This window comes from Stenotrophomonas maltophilia, from assembly GCF_025642255.1.
GTDB classification, from domain to species: domain Bacteria; phylum Pseudomonadota; class Gammaproteobacteria; order Xanthomonadales; family Xanthomonadaceae; genus Stenotrophomonas; species Stenotrophomonas maltophilia_P.
Map to the genome: position 1 here is coordinate 2,593,699 of NZ_CP106759.1, position 20,206 is coordinate 2,613,904.

At 67.2% G+C, this 20,206-nt stretch carries 18 protein-coding genes; 6 read left to right on the forward strand and 12 right to left on the reverse strand.

Going from position 1 to position 20,206, the window contains the following annotated elements:
- Positions 1–68 precede the first annotated feature (68 nt).
- From gyrA to ligA, 6 genes are all read right to left on the reverse strand, one after another.
- Positions 69–2,783 (reverse strand): DNA gyrase subunit A, encoded by a 2,715-nt coding sequence (gene gyrA, locus N8888_RS11955; protein WP_065182897.1) that lies wholly within the window; start codon positions 2,781–2,783, stop codon positions 69–71.
- A 247-nt stretch (positions 2,784–3,030) separates the two neighbouring features.
- On the reverse strand, positions 3,031–4,095 hold the full coding sequence (gene mtnA, locus N8888_RS11960; protein WP_065176042.1) for an S-methyl-5-thioribose-1-phosphate isomerase: 1,065 nt from the start codon (positions 4,093–4,095) through the stop codon (positions 3,031–3,033).
- Positions 4,096–4,142: 47 nt separating this feature from the next.
- Complete coding sequence (locus tag N8888_RS11965) at positions 4,143–4,871, reverse strand: DUF3011 domain-containing protein (RefSeq protein ID WP_081279796.1); 729 nt, start codon at positions 4,869–4,871, stop codon at positions 4,143–4,145.
- Between the two features lie 139 nt (positions 4,872–5,010).
- Positions 5,011–5,967 (reverse strand): EF-P lysine aminoacylase EpmA, encoded by a 957-nt coding sequence (gene epmA / locus N8888_RS11970; protein ID WP_263174980.1) that lies wholly within the window; start codon positions 5,965–5,967, stop codon positions 5,011–5,013.
- Positions 5,964–6,449 carry a GNAT family N-acetyltransferase gene (locus N8888_RS11975; RefSeq protein ID WP_053515463.1) on the reverse strand — a complete coding sequence of 162 codons (486 nt, stop codon included), beginning with the start codon at positions 6,447–6,449 and terminating at the stop codon, positions 5,964–5,966. Before N8888_RS11975 ends, epmA begins: the two co-directional genes overlap by 4 nt.
- A gap of 52 nt (positions 6,450–6,501) precedes the next feature.
- Positions 6,502–8,973, reverse strand: coding sequence for an NAD-dependent DNA ligase LigA (ligA, locus tag N8888_RS11980; RefSeq protein WP_263178406.1), 2,472 nt, complete (start codon positions 8,971–8,973; stop codon positions 6,502–6,504).
- Positions 8,974–9,131: 158 nt separating this feature from the next.
- Here ligA and N8888_RS11985 point away from each other — a divergent pair, with 158 nt between their 5' ends.
- Positions 9,132–10,262 (forward strand): pyridoxal phosphate-dependent aminotransferase, encoded by a 1,131-nt coding sequence (locus N8888_RS11985; RefSeq protein ID WP_263174982.1) that lies wholly within the window; start codon positions 9,132–9,134, stop codon positions 10,260–10,262.
- Positions 10,263–10,338: 76 nt separating this feature from the next.
- Here N8888_RS11985 and zipA read toward each other — a convergent pair whose 3' ends face one another.
- From zipA to N8888_RS12015, 6 genes are all read right to left on the reverse strand, one after another.
- On the reverse strand, positions 10,339–11,079 hold the full coding sequence (gene zipA / locus N8888_RS11990) for a cell division protein ZipA (protein ID WP_053515456.1): 741 nt from the start codon (positions 11,077–11,079) through the stop codon (positions 10,339–10,341).
- Between the two features lie 46 nt (positions 11,080–11,125).
- Positions 11,126–14,629 carry a chromosome segregation protein SMC gene (gene smc, locus N8888_RS11995; protein ID WP_263174985.1) on the reverse strand — a complete coding sequence of 1,168 codons (3,504 nt, stop codon included), beginning with the start codon at positions 14,627–14,629 and terminating at the stop codon, positions 11,126–11,128.
- A 235-nt stretch (positions 14,630–14,864) separates the two neighbouring features.
- Positions 14,865–15,314 (reverse strand): 50S ribosomal protein L9, encoded by a 450-nt coding sequence (gene rplI / locus N8888_RS12000; RefSeq protein ID WP_053515452.1) that lies wholly within the window; start codon positions 15,312–15,314, stop codon positions 14,865–14,867.
- A 104-nt stretch (positions 15,315–15,418) separates the two neighbouring features.
- Positions 15,419–15,649 (reverse strand): 30S ribosomal protein S18, encoded by a 231-nt coding sequence (rpsR, locus tag N8888_RS12005; protein ID WP_002804494.1) that lies wholly within the window; start codon positions 15,647–15,649, stop codon positions 15,419–15,421.
- Between the two features lie 11 nt (positions 15,650–15,660).
- Complete coding sequence (rpsF, locus tag N8888_RS12010) at positions 15,661–16,098, reverse strand: 30S ribosomal protein S6 (RefSeq protein WP_053515451.1); 438 nt, start codon at positions 16,096–16,098, stop codon at positions 15,661–15,663.
- A gap of 205 nt (positions 16,099–16,303) precedes the next feature.
- On the reverse strand, positions 16,304–16,642 hold the full coding sequence (locus tag N8888_RS12015) for a HesB/IscA family protein (RefSeq protein ID WP_053515449.1): 339 nt from the start codon (positions 16,640–16,642) through the stop codon (positions 16,304–16,306).
- Between the two features lie 127 nt (positions 16,643–16,769).
- Here N8888_RS12015 and asnS point away from each other — a divergent pair, with 127 nt between their 5' ends.
- The 5 genes from asnS (at position 16,770) to can (ending at position 20,200) form a co-directional block, all read left to right on the forward strand.
- Entirely contained in the window at positions 16,770–18,164 is a 1,395-nt protein-coding gene (gene asnS, locus N8888_RS12020; protein ID WP_053515447.1) for an asparagine--tRNA ligase, read from the forward strand.
- Positions 18,165–18,196: 32 nt separating this feature from the next.
- Positions 18,197–18,496 (forward strand): hypothetical protein, encoded by a 300-nt coding sequence (locus tag N8888_RS12025; RefSeq protein WP_053515445.1) that lies wholly within the window; start codon positions 18,197–18,199, stop codon positions 18,494–18,496.
- Positions 18,497–18,503: 7 nt separating this feature from the next.
- Positions 18,504–18,818: a hypothetical protein gene (locus tag N8888_RS12030; RefSeq protein WP_053515443.1), complete on the forward strand. Its 315-nt coding sequence runs from the start codon at positions 18,504–18,506 to the stop codon at positions 18,816–18,818.
- 10 nt (positions 18,819–18,828) lie between these two features.
- On the forward strand, positions 18,829–19,467 hold the full coding sequence (locus tag N8888_RS12035) for an FMN-binding negative transcriptional regulator (protein WP_263174989.1): 639 nt from the start codon (positions 18,829–18,831) through the stop codon (positions 19,465–19,467).
- Between the two features lie 70 nt (positions 19,468–19,537).
- On the forward strand, positions 19,538–20,200 hold the full coding sequence (gene can / locus N8888_RS12040) for a carbonate dehydratase (RefSeq protein ID WP_053515439.1): 663 nt from the start codon (positions 19,538–19,540) through the stop codon (positions 20,198–20,200).
- The last annotated feature ends 6 nt before the right edge of the window (positions 20,201–20,206 follow it).

The window sequence follows — 20,206 nt, forward strand, 5'->3', positions numbered from 1 at the left end:
CATGCTCCCGCATACGACGACGCCGGCACGGGGCCGGCGTCGTCGGGTACCTCGTCAGCGCGACCGGATCACTCCTGCGCGGCATCCTCGCTGCCGGTGGCAGCCGGGGCGCCTTCGGCCGTGGCCGGGGCGACCGCGGCCACCTCGTCCTCGTCCTCGTCGATCGAGGCATCCATGCGCTCCACCGCCTGCAGCTTCTCGTCCTTGGACAGGCGGATCAGGGTGACGCCCTGGGTGTTGCGGCCCACGCGGCTGATTTCCGAACCGCGCGTGCGCACCAGCGTGCCGCCATCGGAGATCAGCAGCACTTCATCGCTGGAGCCCATCAGCACCGCGGCGACCAGCTTGCCGTTGCGCTCGGTGGTCTGGATGCCGATCACGCCCTGGGTACCACGCCCCTTGCGCGGATAGTCCGGCAGCGGGGTGCGCTTGCCGTAACCGTTCTCGGTGGCGGTGAGGATGTACTGCAGGTTGGCGTCGTCGGCACCGTCGATCACCGCATCGCCATTGGCGACCGCTTCCTCGATACCGTTGTCGTCCTCGTTCTCGTCCTCGGCACCACCGGCACTCTCGGCCACGATCAGGCTGACCACTTCCTCGCCGGGCGGCATCCTGATGCCGCGCACGCCGGTGGCGGTACGGCCCATCGAGCGGACCTTGTCCTCGCCGAAACGCACGGTCTTGCCGTTGGAGGCGAACAGCAGGATGTCACGCTCGCCATCGGTCAGGCCGACGCCAACCAGCGCATCGCCCTCGTCAAGGTTGATCGCGATCTTGCCGCGGGCCAGACGGAAGGCGAATTCGCCCAGCGGGGTCTTCTTGACCGTGCCGTTCTTCGTGGCGAAGAACACGAACTGGCCATCGGCGTATTCGCGCACCGGCAACACGGCCTGTACGCGCTCACCCGGTTCCAGCGGAATCCAGTTGATGATCGGCCGGCCGCGTGCGTTGGAGCCGGCTTCGGGCAGCTGGTACACCGGCAGCCAGAACACCTTGCCTGAACTGGTGAAGGTCAACAGGGTGTCGTGCGTGTTGACCAGCCACAGCTGTTCGATGAAATCCTCTTCCTTGGTCGCCGCCGCGCTGCGGCCACGGCCGCCACGACGCTGGGCGCGGTAGGCGCTGACCGGCTGGCGCTTGACGTAGCCGGCGTGCGACAGGGTGACCACCACGTCTTCCGGGGCGATCAGGTCGAGGATGTCCAGGTCTTCTTCGCTGTGGCGGATCTCGGTGCGACGCTCGTCGCCGAACTCGGCCTTGACGCTGACCAGCTCCTCGCGGATCACCTGCAGCAGGCGATCGGGATCTTCCAGGATGTGGATCAGACCGGCGATCACTTCCAGCAGCTGCTTGTACTCGTCGGTCAGGCGATCCTGCTCCAGCCCGGTCAGGCGGTGCAGGCGCATTTCCAGGATCTGGGTGGCCTGGATCTCGGTCAGCTGGTAGCCGCCCTCGATCAGGCCCACGCCCTTGGGCAGGTCCTCCGGGCGCGAGGCCTCGGCACCGGCAGCACCCAGCATGGCCCCGACCAGGCCCGGCTCCCACAGGCGGGCGAGCATGCGTTCGCGCGCCTCGTTGGGATTGGGCGAGGTCTTGATCAGCTCGATCATCTCGTCGATGTTGGCCAGCGCGACGGTCAGGCCTTCCAGCACGTGGGCACGGGCACGCGCCTTGCGCAGCTCGAACACGGTGCGGCGGGTGACCACCTCGCGACGGTGGCGGACGAATGCCTCCAGCATCTGCTTGAGGTTCATCAACTGCGGGCGGCCGTCGACCAGCGCCACCATGTTGATGCCGAACACCGATTCCATCTGCGTCTGCTGGTACAGGTTGTTCAGCACAACCTCGGCAGATTCACCGCGCTTGATCTCGATGTAGATGCGCATGCCGTCCTTGTCGGACTCATCGCGCAGCTCGCTGATGCCTTCGATCTTCTTCTCCTTGACCAGCTCGGCGATCTTCTCGATCAGACGCGCCTTGTTCACCTGGTAAGGAATTTCAGTGACGATGATCGATTCGCGGCCGTTGTCGGCCACTTCGATATCCGCCTTGGCGCGGATGCGCACGCGGCCACGGCCGGTACGGTAGCCGGCGACGATGCCGGCGGTGCCGTTGATGATGCCCGCAGTCGGGAAATCCGGGCCCGGGATGTACTCCATCAGGCCGTCGACGTCGATTTCCGGGTTGTCGATCAGCGCGATGCAGGCATTGATCGATTCGCTCAGGTTGTGCGGCGGGATGTTGGTCGCCATGCCCACCGCGATACCGGCCGAACCGTTGACCAGCAGGTTCGGGAACCGGGTCGGCATGACCGTCGGCTCCAGTTCCTTCTCGTCGTAGTTGGGCTGGAAATCGACGGTTTCCTTGTCGATGTCGGCCATCAGCTCATGCGCGAGGCGCGACATGCGCGCTTCGGTGTATCGCATCGCCGCGGCGGAGTCACCGTCGATCGAACCGAAGTTACCCTGGCCGTCGACCAGCATGTAACGCAGCGAGAACGGCTGGGCCAGGCGCACCAGCGTGTCGTACACCGACTGATCGCCATGCGGATGGTACTTACCGATGACGTCACCGACGATACGCGCCGACTTGAAGTAGGGCTTGTTGCTGTGCGCGTTGAGCTCGTTCATCGCGTACAGCACGCGGCGATGCACCGGCTTGAGGCCATCGCGCGCATCCGGGAGCGCGCGGCCCACGATCACGCTCATGGCGTAATCGAGGTAGCTCTTGCGCATCTCGTCTTCCAGGTTGACCTGGATGATTTCCTTGGCGGTTTCTGCCATTCGGGTTCCGTTGTCTGGTAGCGGTCCAGTCCGGCGCGGACACCTGCGGGGGTGACCATGCCGGAACCTCGATTCAACCTGTGGATACTACCACATCGGACCATTCCCCGCCTGTGTTTACAGGGGTTTTACCGGCACAAATCAGGAACTTAGGGGCAGGACGGGGCCCATCGGGCCACGCCCGGGGCTGGCCGCGGCGAACCCGGAAGATGCGCCCGGCTCCCGCGGCGCAGACCGCCTGTGCGTCTCAACCGCCGAAGGCGGCGCGCATGTTCTCCACGGTCGGGTTCAGGATCACGCCGCGCTCGGTCACGATTGCGTCGATCAGCTCGCCCGGGGTGACGTCGAACACCGGGTTCCAGGCGGCGATGCCTTCGGCCACCGTGCGCGTCCCGCCCACGCCGTACAGCTCGCCCGGATCGCGCTGTTCGATCTCGATCTGGCTGCCGTCGACGGTCTCCATGTCGACCGTCGAGGACGGCGCCACGACCATGAATTTCACGCCATGGTGGCGCGCGGCGATGGCCAGCTGGTAGGTGCCGATCTTGTTGGCGGTATCGCCATTGGCGCAGATGCGGTCGGCGCCGACGATCACCCACTGCACGGCCCCGGTCTTCATCAGGTGCGAGGCGGCCGAATCGGCGATCAGGGTGGCGTCGATGCCATCCTGCTGCAGTTCCCAGACGGTCAGGCGCGCGCCCTGCAGCCACGGACGGGTCTCGCCGGCGAACACGCGGGCGATCCGGTGCTGGGCCATGCCGGCGCGGATCACGCCCAGCGCGGTGCCGAAGCCGGCGGTGGCCAGCGAGCCGGTATTGCAGTGGGTCAGCACGCCGCTGCCGGCATCGATCAGGCCGGCGCCGAGCGCCCCCATGTGGCGGTTGGCGGCCAGGTCTTCCTCGGCGATGGCCCGCGCTTCCGCTTCAAGCAGCGTCTTCCAGTCCGCACCGGCGCTGCCCAGGCAACGACGCATCCGCGCCAGTGCCCAGGCCAGGTTGACGGCGGTCGGGCGTGAGGCGTTCAGCCGCTGCAGCGCCGGCTCAAGCTGCTGCAGGGCGAGCGGGCCATCGGCCGCCTGCACCTCACGCGCTGCCAGCACGACGCCCCAGGCCGCCGCGATGCCGATGGCCGGGGCGCCACGTACGGTCAGGGCATGGATGGCCGCGGCGACTTCATCGCTGTCCCGGCATACCACATGCTCGACCACGAACGGCAGCTTGCGCTGGTCCAGCAGTTGCAGGGCATCGCCGGTCCACAGGATCGGGCGGATGTGGTCGTAGCGGGCGTAATCGAGGTCGGTGGCAGTGTTCATGGGCCCATTGTAGGGCCACGCCCCCTCGCGCAGGCACCCGGCCGGATTCAATTCACCGAGAATTCGGCGCGGCAACCGCCGTCCACCCAGATGCCGTTGCGGCTCCAGCCCCAGGTGCTGCCCTCCACGCACTCGGTGCTGGACAGCTGCTGTCGCACCGCGGCACCGACGGAGATGCTGGCGCCGCAGAAACGGCGCTTCTTCGATTTTGATTCGCAGGTCAGCCGGCGCGGCACGTCGACGAAACGGCCCTGCTCATCGGCCACCTCGAAATCGCCCTGGCAGCCACGGCTGGTCCACACCTCGTTGCGCTTGTAACCCCAGCCCTGCCCTTCCCGGCATGGCAGCACCGACAGCTGCCGCAGCAGGCGCACCGGTGCGCCGTCCAGACGCACCGGACAACTCTGCGGACGGCCATTGGATTCACAGCGGACCACGCGGCGCACCTTGCGCTTGCTGCCTGGCTCGGCCGCAGCCACTCCCTGCGCCGGGCGCGCCCGGAACTCGGCACGGCAGCCGAGCGTGACCCACACGCCGCTGCGGTCGGTGCCCCATTCGCTGCCACGGATACAGCTGTTGCTGGACAACTGGCGAACCAGATCGACGCCGTTGCTGACATCTATATCGCAGTGCACCCAGGCCATGTCGCGTGACTCGCAGGTGACGACTTCGCCGTCATAGCCGGCCTGCTGCGCCGATGCCGGCAACGGCGTCAGCACTCCCCACATCGCAATGGAGTAGACCGGTGCCGCCACAACCGCAAACCACTTGACCAAAGCCTTCCCCATAGGACTGGACGAACTGCCATGCCAGTGTCTGGCATCGGGAGTGATGAGAGCATCATCGTGCTTGCTGAATCAAGCGCGCGGACGCGGCAATCCGTTCAGTCTGTCTGGTTCAGAAAGCCGCGTGCGCTCAGGCGCCGGCGAAATCGAAGGCCAGCACGTCGGCGATGCGGGGCGTGCGGTTCATCGCCATCAACAGGCGATCGATGCCGACCGCAACTCCCGCACACGCAGGCATCGCGGGCAGCGCCGCCAGCAGTGCCTCGTCCAGCGCCGGCTGCACCTGCCCGCGCGCATGGCGGCGCTGCAGGTCGTGCTGGAAACGCGCCCGTTGTTCGTCGGCATCGTTCAGTTCGTGATAGCCGTTGGCCAGCTCCACGGCCCCCAGGTACAGCTCGAACCGCTCGGCCAGCGGCGGCGTACCAGGGCGGATGCGGGCCAGTGCTGCCTGGCTCGCCGGCCAGTCGTGGACAACGGTCATGACTGCGTCATCGAAATGCGGTTGGATGCGATGGGTCATCAGCAGATCCAGCCAGTCGTCGCGGGTCAGCCCGACCGGGTCGATATGCACGTCACCCAGCGCAGCGCGCAGCCCGGCCTCATCGGTCTGGAACGGATCCACGCCCACCTGCTGCTGGAACAGCTCGCGGTAGCTCAGCACACGCAGGCTGGCGCTGCGTCCAACCAGGCCCAGAGCCAGGCGGACCAGCTCCGCGGTTTCCTGCACCAGCCGGTGATGGTCCCAGCCAACCCGGTACCACTCCAGCAGGGTGAACTCCGGGTTATGGCGCCCGCCGGCCTCGCCGTTGCGGAACACCCGCCCCAGTTCGTAGCAGTCGCCGACACCGGCAGCGAGCAGCCGCTTGAGCGGGTACTCCGGCGACGTACGCAGCCAGCGACGGCGGCCGCCGGCGTCGACATGGCCGCTGAAGTCGGTATGGAAGCTGTCGATGTTGGGCTCGGTATTACCGGCCACCGACAGGATCGGTGTCTCCACCTCCAGCACGTCACGCTCTGCGAAGAAGCGGCGCACCAGTGCGTTCAGCGCGGCACGCTGCTGCAGTTTGCGCCGCAGGGCGTCGCTCACAGGATGCCCTCCGGGCGCGGGTGATCCAGCGGCAGGGTCAGCAGGTCGCGGGTGTCATCGATGTAGCCACTGGCCAGGTACAGCCGACGCGCCAGTTCGTTGTGGTGGTTCACCTCCAGGCGCAGGCGGCTGACCCCGCGTCCGCGTGCACGCTGTTCGCAGATGGCCAGCGCCTGCTTGCCCCGGCCACGGCCGCGTGCCCGCGGCCCCAGATAGAGCTCGTCAAGCAGCATGAAATGCCCGCCCTGCTCCAGGCTGAAGCCCATCGCGATCACCGCATAGCCGACCACCTGACCGGCTTCGTCCAGCCACAGCAGCACTTCGCCGTTGCGCGGATCGGCCAGCAGTGCATCGACACCGCGACGCACGCGCACGTCGTCGAACTCGATCCTGTCCTCGGCGTAGAACGCGCGCATCAGCGAGATCAGCAGTTCCTCGTCGGCGCGGGTGGCCAGGCGGAAGTCCAGCGGGGCAGTCTGCATCGGGAATCCTTTGCTGTTTCGGGCCGGGCGCATGTCACGCCCGGCAGGGTGATCATTCGTGGTCGGCGAGGAAGGCCAGCAGGCGCGCTTCGTCCCACACCGGCACTCCCAGGGCCTGCGCCTTGTCCAGCTTGGAGCCGGCTTCGGTACCCGCCACCACGAAGTGGGTCTTCTTCGACACGCTGCCGGACACCTTGGCTCCCAGCGCCTCCAGTCGCTCCTTGGCCACATCGCGGGTGAGCTGGGCCAGGGTGCCGGTCAGGACCACGGTCTGCCCGTCGAGCGGACCGGCGACGATTTCGGTCAGCGCGGGCGCCTTGGCCAGGATCTGCTGCATCGCCTCCTCGGCAGCCAGCAGCATCACGCCATGGCTGTCAGCTTCCAGCCACTGGGCAAGGCCGCGCGCGGTGTCCTCGGGCAATCCGGCATTGACGAACTGGCCATGCTCGGCATCAAGCACGGCCTGCGCGCTGGGCAGCACCGCCACCAGCTTTTCCGCGCGCAGGCGGGTGATGCCGGGGATCTCCGATTCCACCAGCAGCTGAGCCAGGTCCAGCCCCTCACGCAGCTTCGCACTGGGCGGATGCACGTCGCTGATGCGCACCTGGCCGACCTGCAGCAGATCGTCGATGGCCTGCTGGTTGCCCTGCTGCTCGAAGAAGTGACCGAGCGAACGTGCCACTTCGCCACCGATGTCCGGCACGCGCTTGAACAGTGGCCAGGGCAGCCGTCGGATCAAGGCCAGATCACCGAACCACTGCGCCAACGCCTTGGCCGTGCTTTCGCCGACATGTTCGATGCCCAGCGCGAACAACAGCCGTTCCAGCGTGGTGGCACGACTGGTGTCGATCGCGGCGATGAGGTTGTCGGCCCAGCGGGTCGCGATCTTCTTCGTGTTCCACTCGAAGCTGGCCGGCTGCGCCAGTGCCTGCGCGCGCCAGGCCACATCGTTGCCATCGAGCTTGAGCACGGCATTGAGCACGGTGCCGCTGCCTTCGGCCGGCAGGTGCGGCGCCAGGCTGGCGGCCAGCGCGGACGGATCTTCCGCGTCGAGCACCAGCTTCAGGTGCAGCAGCTGGTCGCGGGTGAGCCGGTACAGGTCCGCCACGCCCTTGACGATGCCGGCATCCACCAGGGTTTCGATGTACTTGTCACCCAGGCCATCGATATCCATCGCGCGACGTGAAGCGAAATGGGCGATGGCCTCCTTGCGCTGCGCCGGGCACGACAACTCACCGGAGCAGCGCCACGCGGCCGCGCCCTCTTCGCGCACGATCTCCGAGCCACAGACCGGGCAGCGCGTGGGCATCTGCCACGGCGTGGTGCCCGGCGGCCGGCGGTCGAGGATGACGCTGACCACTTCGGGAATCACGTCGCCGGCACGGCGCACGATCACGCTGTCACCCACCCGCACGTCCAGGCGCTCGATCTGGTCCGCATTGTGCAGGGTTGCGTTGGAGACGATCACGCCGGCCACGGCGACCGGCGCCAGGCGCGCGACCGGAGTGGCAGCGCCGGTGCGGCCGATCTGGATTTCGATCGCTTCCAGCGTGGTGCTCTGTTCCTGCGCCGGGAACTTGTGCGCGATGGCCCAGCGCGGTGCGCGCGAGACGAAACCCATCGCCTGCTGGCCAGCGCGGTCGTCCAGCTTGTAGACCACGCCATCGATGTCGAAGGGCAGGCCATCGCGGCGTGCGCCGATATCGCGGTAGTAGGCCAGCAACCCATCGGCACCTTCCACCACCCTGCACAGATCACTGACCGGGAAGCCCCAGGCACCCAGCTGCGCGAGCGTGCCCGAATGGGTATCGGGCAGTTCGCCGCCCTGCACTTCTCCGGTGCCGTAGGCGAAGAAGCTGAGCTTGCGCTGTGCGCTGATCTTCGGGTCGAGCTGCCGCAGCGACCCGGCCGCCGCATTGCGCGGGTTGGCCAGTACCTTGCCGCCATGCAGCCGGGCGCGATCGTTGTAGGCTTCAAAGTCGGCACGGGCCATGTAGACCTCACCGCGCACTTCCAGCACGTCCGGCCAGCCCTTGCCGTGCAGACGCCGGGGGATGTCGCCGATCTCGCGCAGGTTGGCCGTGACGTCTTCGCCGGTCGTGCCATCGCCGCGGGTCGCACCCAGAACGAAATGTCCATCCTCGTAGCGCAGGCTGATCGCCAGCCCGTCCATCTTCGGCTCCGCCGAAAAGCGCGCGGCACCGCGTCGCAGGCGTTCGTCGATGCGGCGCACGAAGTCGGTCACCTCCTCATCGCTGAAGGCATTGGACAACGACAGCATCGGCACCGCGTGGCGGACTTCAGCGAAACGCCCGGAGGGACGCGCGCCGACCTGCTGGGTCGGGCTGTCCGTGCGGGCCAGTTCGGGGTGCGCGCGTTCCAGTGCTTCCAGCTCGCGCACCAGCCGGTCGTAATCGACGTCGGGGATCTCCGGCGCATCCAGCTCGTGATAGGCGCGGTTGGCCTGGGCGATCTGCCGGCGGAGTTCATCGACGCGTTCGGCGGGGCTGGGGCTCATCGTGATCGGTGATTCTGGGGCGGCTGGGGATTCTACCGCGCCGGGCCATCATGCCCTGTAACGTCCCCGCCCCGGCAGCGCCGGGCCCCGCTCCGCGAAAGACGGGCTTGCCGCCCTCCACCGGCAGCGCTAGCGTGCGTCGGCCGCCCTCCGGAAACCTGCCCATGACCCTGCCTGCCTCCCGTCGTCGCTTCCTGCAGCTGGCCGGTGCCGGCCTCGCCGTCGCCGGCAGTGGCCTGCCGGGCCTGGGATACGCGCAAACCGCCCCGGCTGCGGCTCCCGCGTCGCCGCGCGCCGATGGGCCGGTGCTGCTGAACTTCAATGAATGCCCGTATGGGCCTTCCGCCGCTGCGCAATCGGCCGCTCGCGACAGCATCGCGCGCTGCGGCCGCTACCGCTTCGAGCTGGCGGCGCAGGTCCGTGATGCATTCGTCGAACTCAGCGGCGTCAGTGCCGATCACCTGCGCCTGTACCCGGGCTCCAGCGAGCCCCTGAACCGTGCCGCCGCAATCTGGACCGGCCCGCAGCAGGGCCTGGTCGTGGCTGATCCGACCTTCGAGGCGATTGGCGACGTGGCCGCCGCGCGGGGCGCACAGGTCAGCCGAGTGCCTCTGCGCAGCGACGGCGCGCACGATGTGCGCGCGATGGTGGCTGCCGCGCACGCGCGCCCGACCGGGCTGATGTATGTGTGCAACCCCAACAACCCCACGGGTTCGATCAGCCCGCCCGCCGAGCTCGCCTGGCTGCTGGCCAGCAAGCCCGCCGGAACCCGGGTGCTGGTGGACGAAGCGTACCTGCAGTACAGCGACCAGCCGAGCCTGATCGCGCAGGTGGCCGAGCGCGATGACCTGATCGTGCTGCGCACCTTCTCCAAGCTGTATGGCATGGCCGGACTGCGCCTGGGCGCGGCAGCGGCCCATCCCGATCACCTGCGCGAGCTGGGCAGCCTCGGCGACAACCCGTTGCCGGTGCCGGCGCTGGCCGCCGCTCTGGCCAGCCTGCACGATCCGCAGCTGGTTCCGCAGCGCCGTCTGCAGAACGCGAAGATCCGGCAGGCGACCATCGCCTGGCTGGGCAAGCGTGGCTTCAGCTGCCTGCCGTCGGAAGCGAACTGTTTCGTGGTGGACGTCCAGCGCGACGGTGCCGCCTTTGCCAGGGCGATGGCCGCACAGGGTGTGGTGATCGGTCGCAGCTGGCCGATCTGGCCGCAGCGCGTCCGTGTGACCGTTGGCACCGAGGAGGAGATGGCAGCGTTCCGCGCCGCGTTCGCCCAGGTCGCCGGGGTGCCTTCCTGACTTCATCCACGCAGGCGATGGATCTGCTGTGGTGGTGGGTGCCGACCGTGGGTCGGCATACCCGGGATGACCGCGCTTACCAGCGCGGGGTCTTGGTCAGGGGCGGCGCCTGGTGCTGGCGGTCATAGGCACGCAGCTCGTCACGGATGTGGGCGATGCGCTGGCGGCCGAGCGCGTTGCGGCTGTCGTCCAGCACCACGCCATCGAGCAGCTCGGCCATGCGCTGCACGGTCGGCAGCATCTTCTCCCAGGCATCGAGCGCGGTCAGCGGCGCCGGCAGGGTCAGGAAGAAGGCGATGGCCGGCGTCTCCATGGCACGGATGTTGGCCATGTCGAAACTGCCCGGCTTCATGATGCTGGCCATCGAGAAGATCGGCCCCCGTTCCGGATGGCCCTCCACCAGACGATGGAACACGTTCATGTGGCCGAACACCAGACCGGTTTTCTCGGCCGCCACGACGATGTCCTCGCCCCGCAGTTGCTCGCCGGCCCGCGCGGCCACGAACAGCGAGACGATCTTGTCGAAATCCTGGGTGGCGCGCTTGCCCAGGTCGCTGGCCGCGCCGGCTTCGGTGTCGGCCAGGCCCAGCTCGGCCTGTTGACCCTCTTCGCCCAGTGCCGGATCGAGGCGGGTATCGGCCAACGGTACGCCGTCCTCGCCCAGGACCGGTTCGCGGCGCTCGCTGCTGGTCGGTTCGGTGCCTTCCACGCGGCGGCCCTGGGGCTTCTTCTTCGGACGGCCAAACAGGAAGATCGCGGCGATCAACAGCAGGCCGGCGGCCAGGATGCCGATGCGCAACAGTGCCGTGTCGGACATTCGATAGGTTCTCCGGCTAGTTCATTCAGGTAACTAGGATGGCACGTCAGGCCGCGCCCGCCAATCGCGCGGCCTCTTCCAGGTCCACGCTGACCAGGCGGCTGACGCCCGGCTCGCGCATGGTCACGCCCGACAGCTGCTGCGCAGCTTCCATCGTCGCCTTGTTGTGGCTGACGAACAGGAACTGCACCTTCTCGCTCATTTCCTTGACCATGTTGGCCAGGCGGCCCACGTTGGCCTCGTCCAGCGGTGCGTCCACTTCGTCCAGCAGGCAGAACGGCGCCGGATTGAGCTGGAAGATCGCGAACACCAGCGCCACCGCGGTCATCGCCTTCTCGCCGCCGGACAGCAGCGAGATGCTGGATACGCGCTTGCCCGGCGGACGCGCCATGATGGTCACGCCGGTGTCGAGCAGATCTTCACCGGTCAGTTCCAGATAGGCATGGCCACCGCCGAACAGGCGCGGATAGAGGGCCTGTACACCGGCGTTGACCCGGTCGAACGTATCCTTGAATCGGCCGCGGGTTTCGCGGTCGATCTTGCGGATGGCGTCTTCCAGGGTCTCCAGCGCCGTGGTCAGGTCCACATGCTGCGAATCGAGATACTCCGACCGCTGCGATGCCTCGCCATACTCGTGGATCGCCGCCAGGTTGACCGGCTCCAGCCGGCGCATGCGACCGTCGATCTGGTGCACGGCCTGCTCCCAGTCCCCCAGGCGGGCGTCCTCGGGCAATGCGTTGAGCAGGTCGGCCATCACGAAGCCAGCCTTCTCCACCGCAGCCTGCAGGGTGTCAGCACTGAGCACCAGGGCCTGCTGGTCCAGCTTCCGCTGGGAAATACGCTCGCGCTGCGCCAGCGCCTGCTCATCACGCTGGTGGCGGGTCTGTTCGAAATTGCGCAGCTCGGCGTCGATGCCATCAAGCAGAGTACGCGCTTCGGCCAGCACACGGTCGGCACGCACGCGCTCTTCCAGCGCATTCTGGTGCTCGGCCTGCAGCGATTCGACCGGCGAATCACCCTCGTCCAGCTGCGAATGCAGTTCGCCCAGGCGCGAATCCAGCTGCCCGCGCTGGGTGCTCATGCGCTCCAGCGCCTGGCTCAGCGATGCCACCTGTGCGCGCTGCGATTCCAGGGTCAGTGCCAGCGAATGCGAGCGTTCGCGCACCGCCCGTGCGGCTTCGCGGGCGAGGTCGCGTGCTTCGGCCAGCTGCCGGCGTTCGCTTTCCAGGGCCTGCCGGGTCGATTCCAGGTCGCCCATGCTGCTGACGGCACTCTCCAGCCGCGAACGTGCCTCGCGCGCCTGCTCGCGGTTGACCTCGAGGGTCTCCAGCAGTTGGCTCAGCTCGCCTTCGATGCGATCGATGCGCGTGCGTGCGGCCTCCACCTTTCCCTGCTGGCCCTGAAGCTGACCTGCCAGCTCGGATACCGCACGATGCGCGAGGTACAGCGCCCGTTGCGCATCTTCGCGCTGCTGTTCGGCGGCCAGCAGCTGCTCGCGGAAGCCGGACAGCTGATCTTCCAGCTCGACCTCACGGTTCTGCAGCTGTTCGATCTGCTCGCGCAGCTCATTGATCTCGCGCTCGCGCAGCAGCGCACCCTGCTTGGCCGCACCGGAGCGCGACACGCGCACCCAGCCCTGGCCGAGACGCTCGCCGCGCTGGGTGATGATCGAATCACCGGCGGGCAGCCGGGCCTGCAGGGCACGGGCCTCGTCCAGATCCCGCGCGCCATGCAGATGCGCCAGCAGGCGTCGGATCGCCGTCGGTCCGCGCACGCGCGCGGCCAGCGATGTCGCGGCGACGTCCAGATCGCTGGCATCGTCAGACACCAGTGCGATGCGCCCTTCGCCCAGTTCGCCCAGCGCATCGACCAGAGCTGCCGGGTCGTCCACCAGCACGCCTTCGATCAGCTGGCCGAGGGCGCTTTCCACCGCATTTTCCCAACCGGCATCGACATCCAGACGCTCGCCCACGCGCGCGGCCGAATCCAGCCCGCGCGCCTTCAACCAGGCAACCGCGGCGCCCTGCTCCTGGCCGAGTGCGGCCTGCTGCAGGGTTTCCAGCGATGCCAGGCGACCGCGCAGGCCATTGACCTGCTTGCGCAGTTCGGCCAGTTCGTTCTGACCGTTGCGCTGCTGTTCCTGCACGGTGGCCACGCCCTGCTTGCGCTGCTCGACCTGTTCGCTCAGCTCGTCCAGTGCGGTCTTCTGCGTGTCGTGCTGCAGGTGCAGCTGCTCGAAGGCTTCTTCCAGCGCGTCCACGTCCAGCCCGGCACGCTCGGCGGCCAGCGCCTCGCGACGCCGGTCGGCGTCGAGGATCTGCCGGTCCAGGTAGTCCACGCGGGTGCGCTCGACATCGCCGGCGCGCGAGGCCTCGGAACTCTGTGAGGTGTGCTGTTCCCAGCGGTGCTGCCAGTCGGCCAGGCGGGCTTCGGCCTCGCGCAGGCTTTCCTGCTTGATCTCGTTCTCTTCCTGCAGCGCCTCCAGCTGCGGGGTCGCGGCGTCCACCGCCTCGCGCAGCACCATCAGCTTGGCCTCATCGCCACTGATGTGCTGGCCCAGCTCGGCCAATGCCTGCCGCGTCTCGTCGCGGGCCTTGTGCAGGCGCTGCGACAGCTCGCGCTGGTGCTGGATCTGCTGCTCCAGTCGGGCCAAGGTACTACCGACCTGGTAGACCGCGGCCTGCGCGGTATTGAGTGCGTCGGCCGCTTCCTCGCGGCGCATGCGCGAGGTCTCGATGCGGGCCTCGGCGTCGCGCTGGTCCGCGATCAGCTGCTGAAGCCGGGTTTCTTCCTGCGACAGGCCCTCGCGAAGCTTCGACAGGCGCCCATCGAGGCCTCGGAACTCCAGCGCCTTCCACTCGGCATCCTTGACCCGGCGCTCTTCCTGCAACGCCTGGTACTGCTCCGCCTGCCGGGCCTGGCGCTTGAGGTGCTCGAGCTGCTTGCTGATCTCCTCACGCAGGTCGCCCAGGCGATCAAGGTTCTCGCGGGTGTGGCGGATGCGGGTTTCGGTTTCCTTGCGCCGCTCCTTGTACTTGGAGATTCCGGCCGCCTCTTCCAGGTAGACGCGCAGATCCTCGGGACGCGCCTCGATGATCTGGCTGATCATGCCCTGTTCGATGATCGAGTAGCTGCGCGGGCCCAGGCCGGTCCCCAGGAAAAGATCGGTGATGTCGCGGCGGCGGCACTTGGTGCCGTTGAGGTAGTAGTTGCTGGTGCCGTCGCGGCTGACCGTGCGCTTGACCGAGATCTCGTTGAACGAGGCGTACTCGCCGGAGATGGTGTGGTCGGAGTTGTCGAAGATCAGCTCGACCGTGGCCTGCGAGACGGGCTTGCGGGCGTTGGAACCGGAGAAGATCACGTCGGTCAGCGAGTCGCCGCGCAGGCGGCTGGCCGAACTTTCGCCCATGACCCAGCGCACGGCGTCGATGATGTTCGACTTGCCGCAGCCATTGGGCCCCACCACGCCGGTCATGTTGGTCGGCAGATGCAGGGTGGTCGGATCGACGAAAGACTTGAAGCCGGACAGCTTGATCGTGGAAAGACGCATAGGGGTTCCGGACTGAGGCCGGCAAGCGGCCTGCGTTTACCCTCCAAGTCATTGATCCTGCTGGGATCGCCGACCGTGGAACGGGTGTGACGCCCTGAGTATACCGATGTGGCCGTGTTCTACGAATGGGCGTGGAACATCGGGGCCCGCGCGCCCGCCGGGCGGGCCGACAAAACAAAACGGGCACCCTCGCGGGCGCCCGTTCTGCGGTGATGCCAGGCCTTGTGGCGTGGGATCAGGCTTCGGCTTCGACGACGACCTTGACGGTGGTCTCGACGTCGGCGTGCAGGTGGATCAGCACGTCGTACTCGCCGATGTTGCGGAACGCGCCTTCGCCCAGGATGACTTCGCTCTTTTCCAGCGGCAGGCCGGCGGCGGTGAAGGCCTCGGCGATGTCGCGCGGGCCGACCGAGCCGTACAGCTTGCCTTCGGTCGAAGCATTGGCGGCGATGGTGACGCTCGCGCCTTCCAGCTTCGCCTTGCGGGCTTCAGCCTCGGCGTGGATGGACTGGGCCTTGGCTTCGTACTCGGCGCGCTTGGCTTCGAACTCTGCCTTGTTGCTCTCGGTGGCCGGCACGGCCTTGCCCTGCGGCACGAGGAAGTTGCGGCCGTAGCCCGGCTTGACGGTGACCAGGTCACCCAGGTTGCCGAGGTTGGTGACCTTCTGCAGGAGGATCAGCTGCATGGTTTTACTCCAGATAAGTTATTCGTTAGCGAGGCGATGCCCCGCAACAAAGGCTGTCCGAATAGCTGGCACAACGGGGCGGCACGCGGCCACCCCGCCGGGCATCAGACGTCGTGGTTGTCGGTGTACGGAATCAGGGCCAGGAAGCGAGCGCGCTTGACGGCGGTCGCCAGCTGACGCTGGTACTTCGACTTGGTACCGGTGACGCGGCTCGGCACGATCTTGCCGTTCTCGGTCAGGTACTGGCGCAGGGTGTTGAGATCCTTGTAGTCGATCTCCTTGACACCTTCAGCCGTGAACTTGCAGAACTTGCGGCGACGGAAGAACTTGGACATGGGAAGGCTCCTTAGGCGGCGGAAGCGGCGTCTTCGCCGGCTTCGTTGTCAGCGGTGGTGGTGGACTCGCCTTCTTCGTCGTCACGACGACGGCGCTCACCGCGCTCCGGCTTGTCACCCTTCTCGTCCTTGCTCTTCATGATCAGCGACTGCTCGGTGTCAGCCTCGTCACGCTTGATGACCAGGTTGCGCAGCACGGCGTCGTTGAAGCGGAAGCTCTCGGTCAGCTCGTTCAGCACGGCCTGGTCGGCTTCGATGTTCAGCAGCACGTAGTGCGCCTTCACCAGGTTCTGGATCGGGTATGCCAGCTGGCGGCGGCCCCAGTCTTCCAGACGGTGGATGGTGCCGTTGCCGTTCTCGACCAGCGACTTGTAGCGCTCGATCATGGCCGGGACCTGCTCGCTCTGGTCCGGGTGGACCATGAACACGATTTCGTAATGACGACTCATGTTTTTTCTACCTTTCGGATGTGGCCTTGCGGCCGGACAGCCCCCCGCCGTTCAGACCGCGGTGGGGCAAGGGTTCCCGCCAGGAAGGCAGGAAGCCGCGCATTATGGCGCAGATGGGGCGGCCGGGCAACCGTGGCCGAACCTGAACCCGGCAGCGCCGGGACCTGCCCGAGGACCGGCCGGCAGGCCCCCGGGGAAGCGGCGCTCAGGCCTTGTCGGCGTCGGTGGTGAAGCTCTCGCCGCAGCCGCACTCGGCGGTCGCGTTCGGGTTGCTGAACGTGAAGGTCTCGCTCAGGCCGTGCTTGCCGAAGTCGATCACGGTGCCGTCGACCAGGGCCAGGCTCTGTGCATCGACGTAGATCTTCACGCCGTCCTGGTCGAAGACCGTATCGCCCTCGCGCTCGTCACGGGCCAGGTCGGTCACGTGGCCCCAGCCGGAGCAGCCGGTCTTGGTCACGCCGAAGCGCAGGCCCAGCGCGCCCGGGGTCTGGGCGACGAAGCGCTGCACGCGCTCGAAGGCAATGGGGGTCAGGCTGACAGCCATGGGACTACTCCAGAGGAACAGGGACATTATAGGGAGGTTGGGCCGCAGAAATGCCTCGCAAGCAGAACGCTGCAACCGGTAAACTCCCGTGTTCACAGATCGAGTCGATCAGCAGAGGATTCAAGTCATGACGGTGGTCAGCGTTGAACATGCGCTTGCCGGGAAGATCCCGGAAGGCGGCGAAGTCACGGTACGCGGATGGGTGCGCACGGTGCGCGGTTCAGCGAATCTGGCCTTCGTGAATGTGACCGACGGCTCCTGCTTCGCCCCGATCCAGGTCGTAGCCAACGACACCCTGGTCAACTTCGACGAGATCAAGCGCCTCACCACCGGCTGCTCGCTGGTGGCCACCGGCATCCTGGTGAAATCGCAGGGCAAGGGCCAGTCGTTCGAGATCCAGGCCAGTGCGGTCGAAGTGGTCGGCTGGGTCGAAGACCCGCTCACCTACCCGATCCAGCCCAAGCCGATGACGCCGGAGTTCCTGCGTGAAGTGGCGCACCTGCGCCCGCGCACCAACCTGTTCGGCGCGGTCACCCGCATCCGCAACTGCCTGGCCCAGGCCGTGCACCGCTTCTTCCACGAGAACGGTTTCAACTGGATCAGCACCCCGATCATCACCACCTCCGACGCCGAAGGCGCCGGCCAGATGTTCCGCGTGTCCACGCTGGACATGGTGAACCTGCCGCGCGATGAGAAGGGCGCGATCGATTTCAGCCGCGACTTCTTCGGCAAGGAGACGTTCCTGACCGTGTCCGGCCAGCTGAACGTCGAGGCCTACTGCCTGGCCCTGAGCAAGGTGTATACCTTCGGCCCGACCTTCCGCGCCGAGAACAGCCACACCACCCGCCATCTGGCGGAGTTCTGGATGATCGAGCCGGAGATCGCCTTCGCCGACCTGGCCGAAGATGCGCGCCTGGCCGAGGAGTTCCTCAAGTACCTGTTCCGCGCGGTGCTGAACGAGCGCAGCGATGATCTGGCCTTCATCGCCGAACGCGTGGACAAGAACGCGATCACCAAGCTGGAAGACTTCATCAACGCGCCGTTCGAGCGCATCGACTACACCGATGCAGTCAGCCTGCTGCAGAAGTCTGGCCGGAAGTTCGACTTCCCGGTCGAATGGGGCCTGGACCTGCAGACCGAACACGAGCGCTGGCTGACCGAGGAACACGTCGGCCGCCCGGTGGTGGTGACCAACTACCCCGAGCACATCAAGGCGTTCTACATGCGCCTGAACGACGACGGCAGGACCGTCGCCGCGATGGACGTGCTGGCGCCGGGCATCGGCGAGATCATCGGTGGCAGCCAGCGCGAAGAGCGCCTGGACGTGCTGGACGCGCGCATGGCCCAGTTCGGCCTGGACCGTGAGCATTACAGCTGGTACCGCGATTTCCGTCGCTACGGCTCGGTGCCGCACGCCGGCTTCGGCCTGGGCTTCGAGCGCCTGGTGGTGTACGTCTGCGGCCTGTCCAACATCCGCGATGCGATTCCTTACCCGCGCGCTCCCGGCAGCGCGGACTTCTAAGCCCCACCACCGACCACGGAGGTACTGCCCCCATGACCCTGTTCTTCGCCCTCTGCTTTGTCGGCGTCGCAGTGGCCGGGTTCAGTGCCTTCGTGATCTTCTGGCCGCTGACCCTGGTGCACGTGCGTGACCGCCATCCGGCGCTGGCACAGCGCTTCGGCAGCGGCGCCTTCCTCAAGCCCGATGCCCTGGCCTGGCTGCTGCGCCGCGACTACCGGCAGCAGCCGGATCGCTCGCTGTCCGGGTTGGCCACGCCGGCCTGGGTTTCGCTGCTGACCCTGCTGGCCGGACTGGGCATGGCTGCCCTGCTCTGGCTGGCTTCGCTCTGGTAACGCCTACATGAACGATCTCTCCGCCCCGCACGACAGCTGGTGGCTGGCCAGCCTCGGCAACACCCTGATCTGGGCCCGCCTGCGCGTGCGGCCGGCCGGCACGGCCGAAGTGCTCGACAGTGATGGCAACACCCTCAGCTACGACAGCGAGGACACTGCCCGCGCGCAGCTGTTCGACGCCGATTTCGTCGAATTCGACGGCCTGGACGAAGAAGATGCGCTGGTGCGCGGCTTCAGCCTGCACGAGGTGCAGCCACCGCACGCCGACAGCGACGAGGGCCTGCGTGGGCGCATGGTGCAATCGCTGGGCGGGCGCGCCTGAGCCCAGGCCGATGTTCACTCCGCGCGCCTTCGCCGAGACCGATCTGATCTGGCTGGACCGCCTGCTGGCGCGCGATCCGTTCGTCACCGTGCTCACCACCGGTGACGACGGCCTGCCCGAGCTGACCCGCGTGCCGGTGCTGTACCGGCGTGATGGCCAGCGCATCGAACTGCGCGGCCACTGGGCGCGGGCCAACCCGCAGTCGCGTCGCCAAGGCACCGCCAAGGTGCTGGTCGACGGCCCGCATGGCTACGTCTCGGCCAGCTGGTATCCGGACAAGGAACCGGCGGCACGCGTTCCGACCTGGAACTATGCCGCTGCCGAGCTGCGCGGACAGCTGCAGCCGTTCGACGGCACCGATGCGCTGGCCCAGCTGGTCGGCGACATCAGCGACCGCTTTGAAGCCAGCGTCGGCCAGCAGTGGCGGTTCGAGGCTGATCGTCCCGAGCACGGCCCGGAGCTGCGCGCCATCGTCGGGTTCCACTTCCACGTCGAACAGGTACAGCTGAAACTGAAGCTCAGCCAGAACCATCCCGATGCCAACCAGCAGGCGGTGATCGACGCGTTGGATCGCCTGCACGCCCCACCTTCCACCGAACTGGCGCAGTGGATGCGCTGGTTCCGCGATGAGGCCGCCAGCAGCGGCTGAACGCACCGACTCCCGCGACGACGCGGCCGGACAGCCGCGACTTGCCCCCACCGAGGTCAGGGACCCGAACATGAAAGACATCCACAAGCTGCTGCAGAACAACCGCGACTGGGCCGACCGCATCGAGAAGGAAGATCCCGAGTTCTTCCATCAGCTGGCCAAGCAGCAGCACCCGGAATACCTGTGGATCGGCTGCTCCGATTCGCGCGTGCCGGCCAACCAGATCATCGGCATGGCACCGGGCGAAGTGTTCGTGCATCGCAACGTCGCCAACGTGGTCGCCCACACCGACCTGAACTGCCTGAGCGTGGTGCAGTACGCGGTGGACCAGCTGAAGGTGAAGCACATCCTCATCGTGGGCCACTACGGTTGCGGCGGCGTGCATGCCTGCCTGCACAACACCCGCGTCGGCCTGGCGGACAACTGGCTGCGCCACGTCGGCGACGTGATGCAGAAGCACGCGGCGATCATCGATGCGCTGGAGACCGACGAGCTGCGTCATGCCCGCCTGTGCGAGCTGAATGTCATCGAGCAGGTCGCCAACCTGTGCCGCTCGACCATCGTGCAGGACGCCTGGGCACGCGGCCAGAAGCTGATGGTGCATGGCTGGGTCTACAGCCTGAAGGATGGCCGCGTGCGCGAAATGGGCATCGATGTCGGCTCGCCGGAAGATCTGCAGCCGGCTTACGAGAAAGCGCTTTCCTATGTCCCCCGCAAGGGCAAGCGCGACTGATCCCCC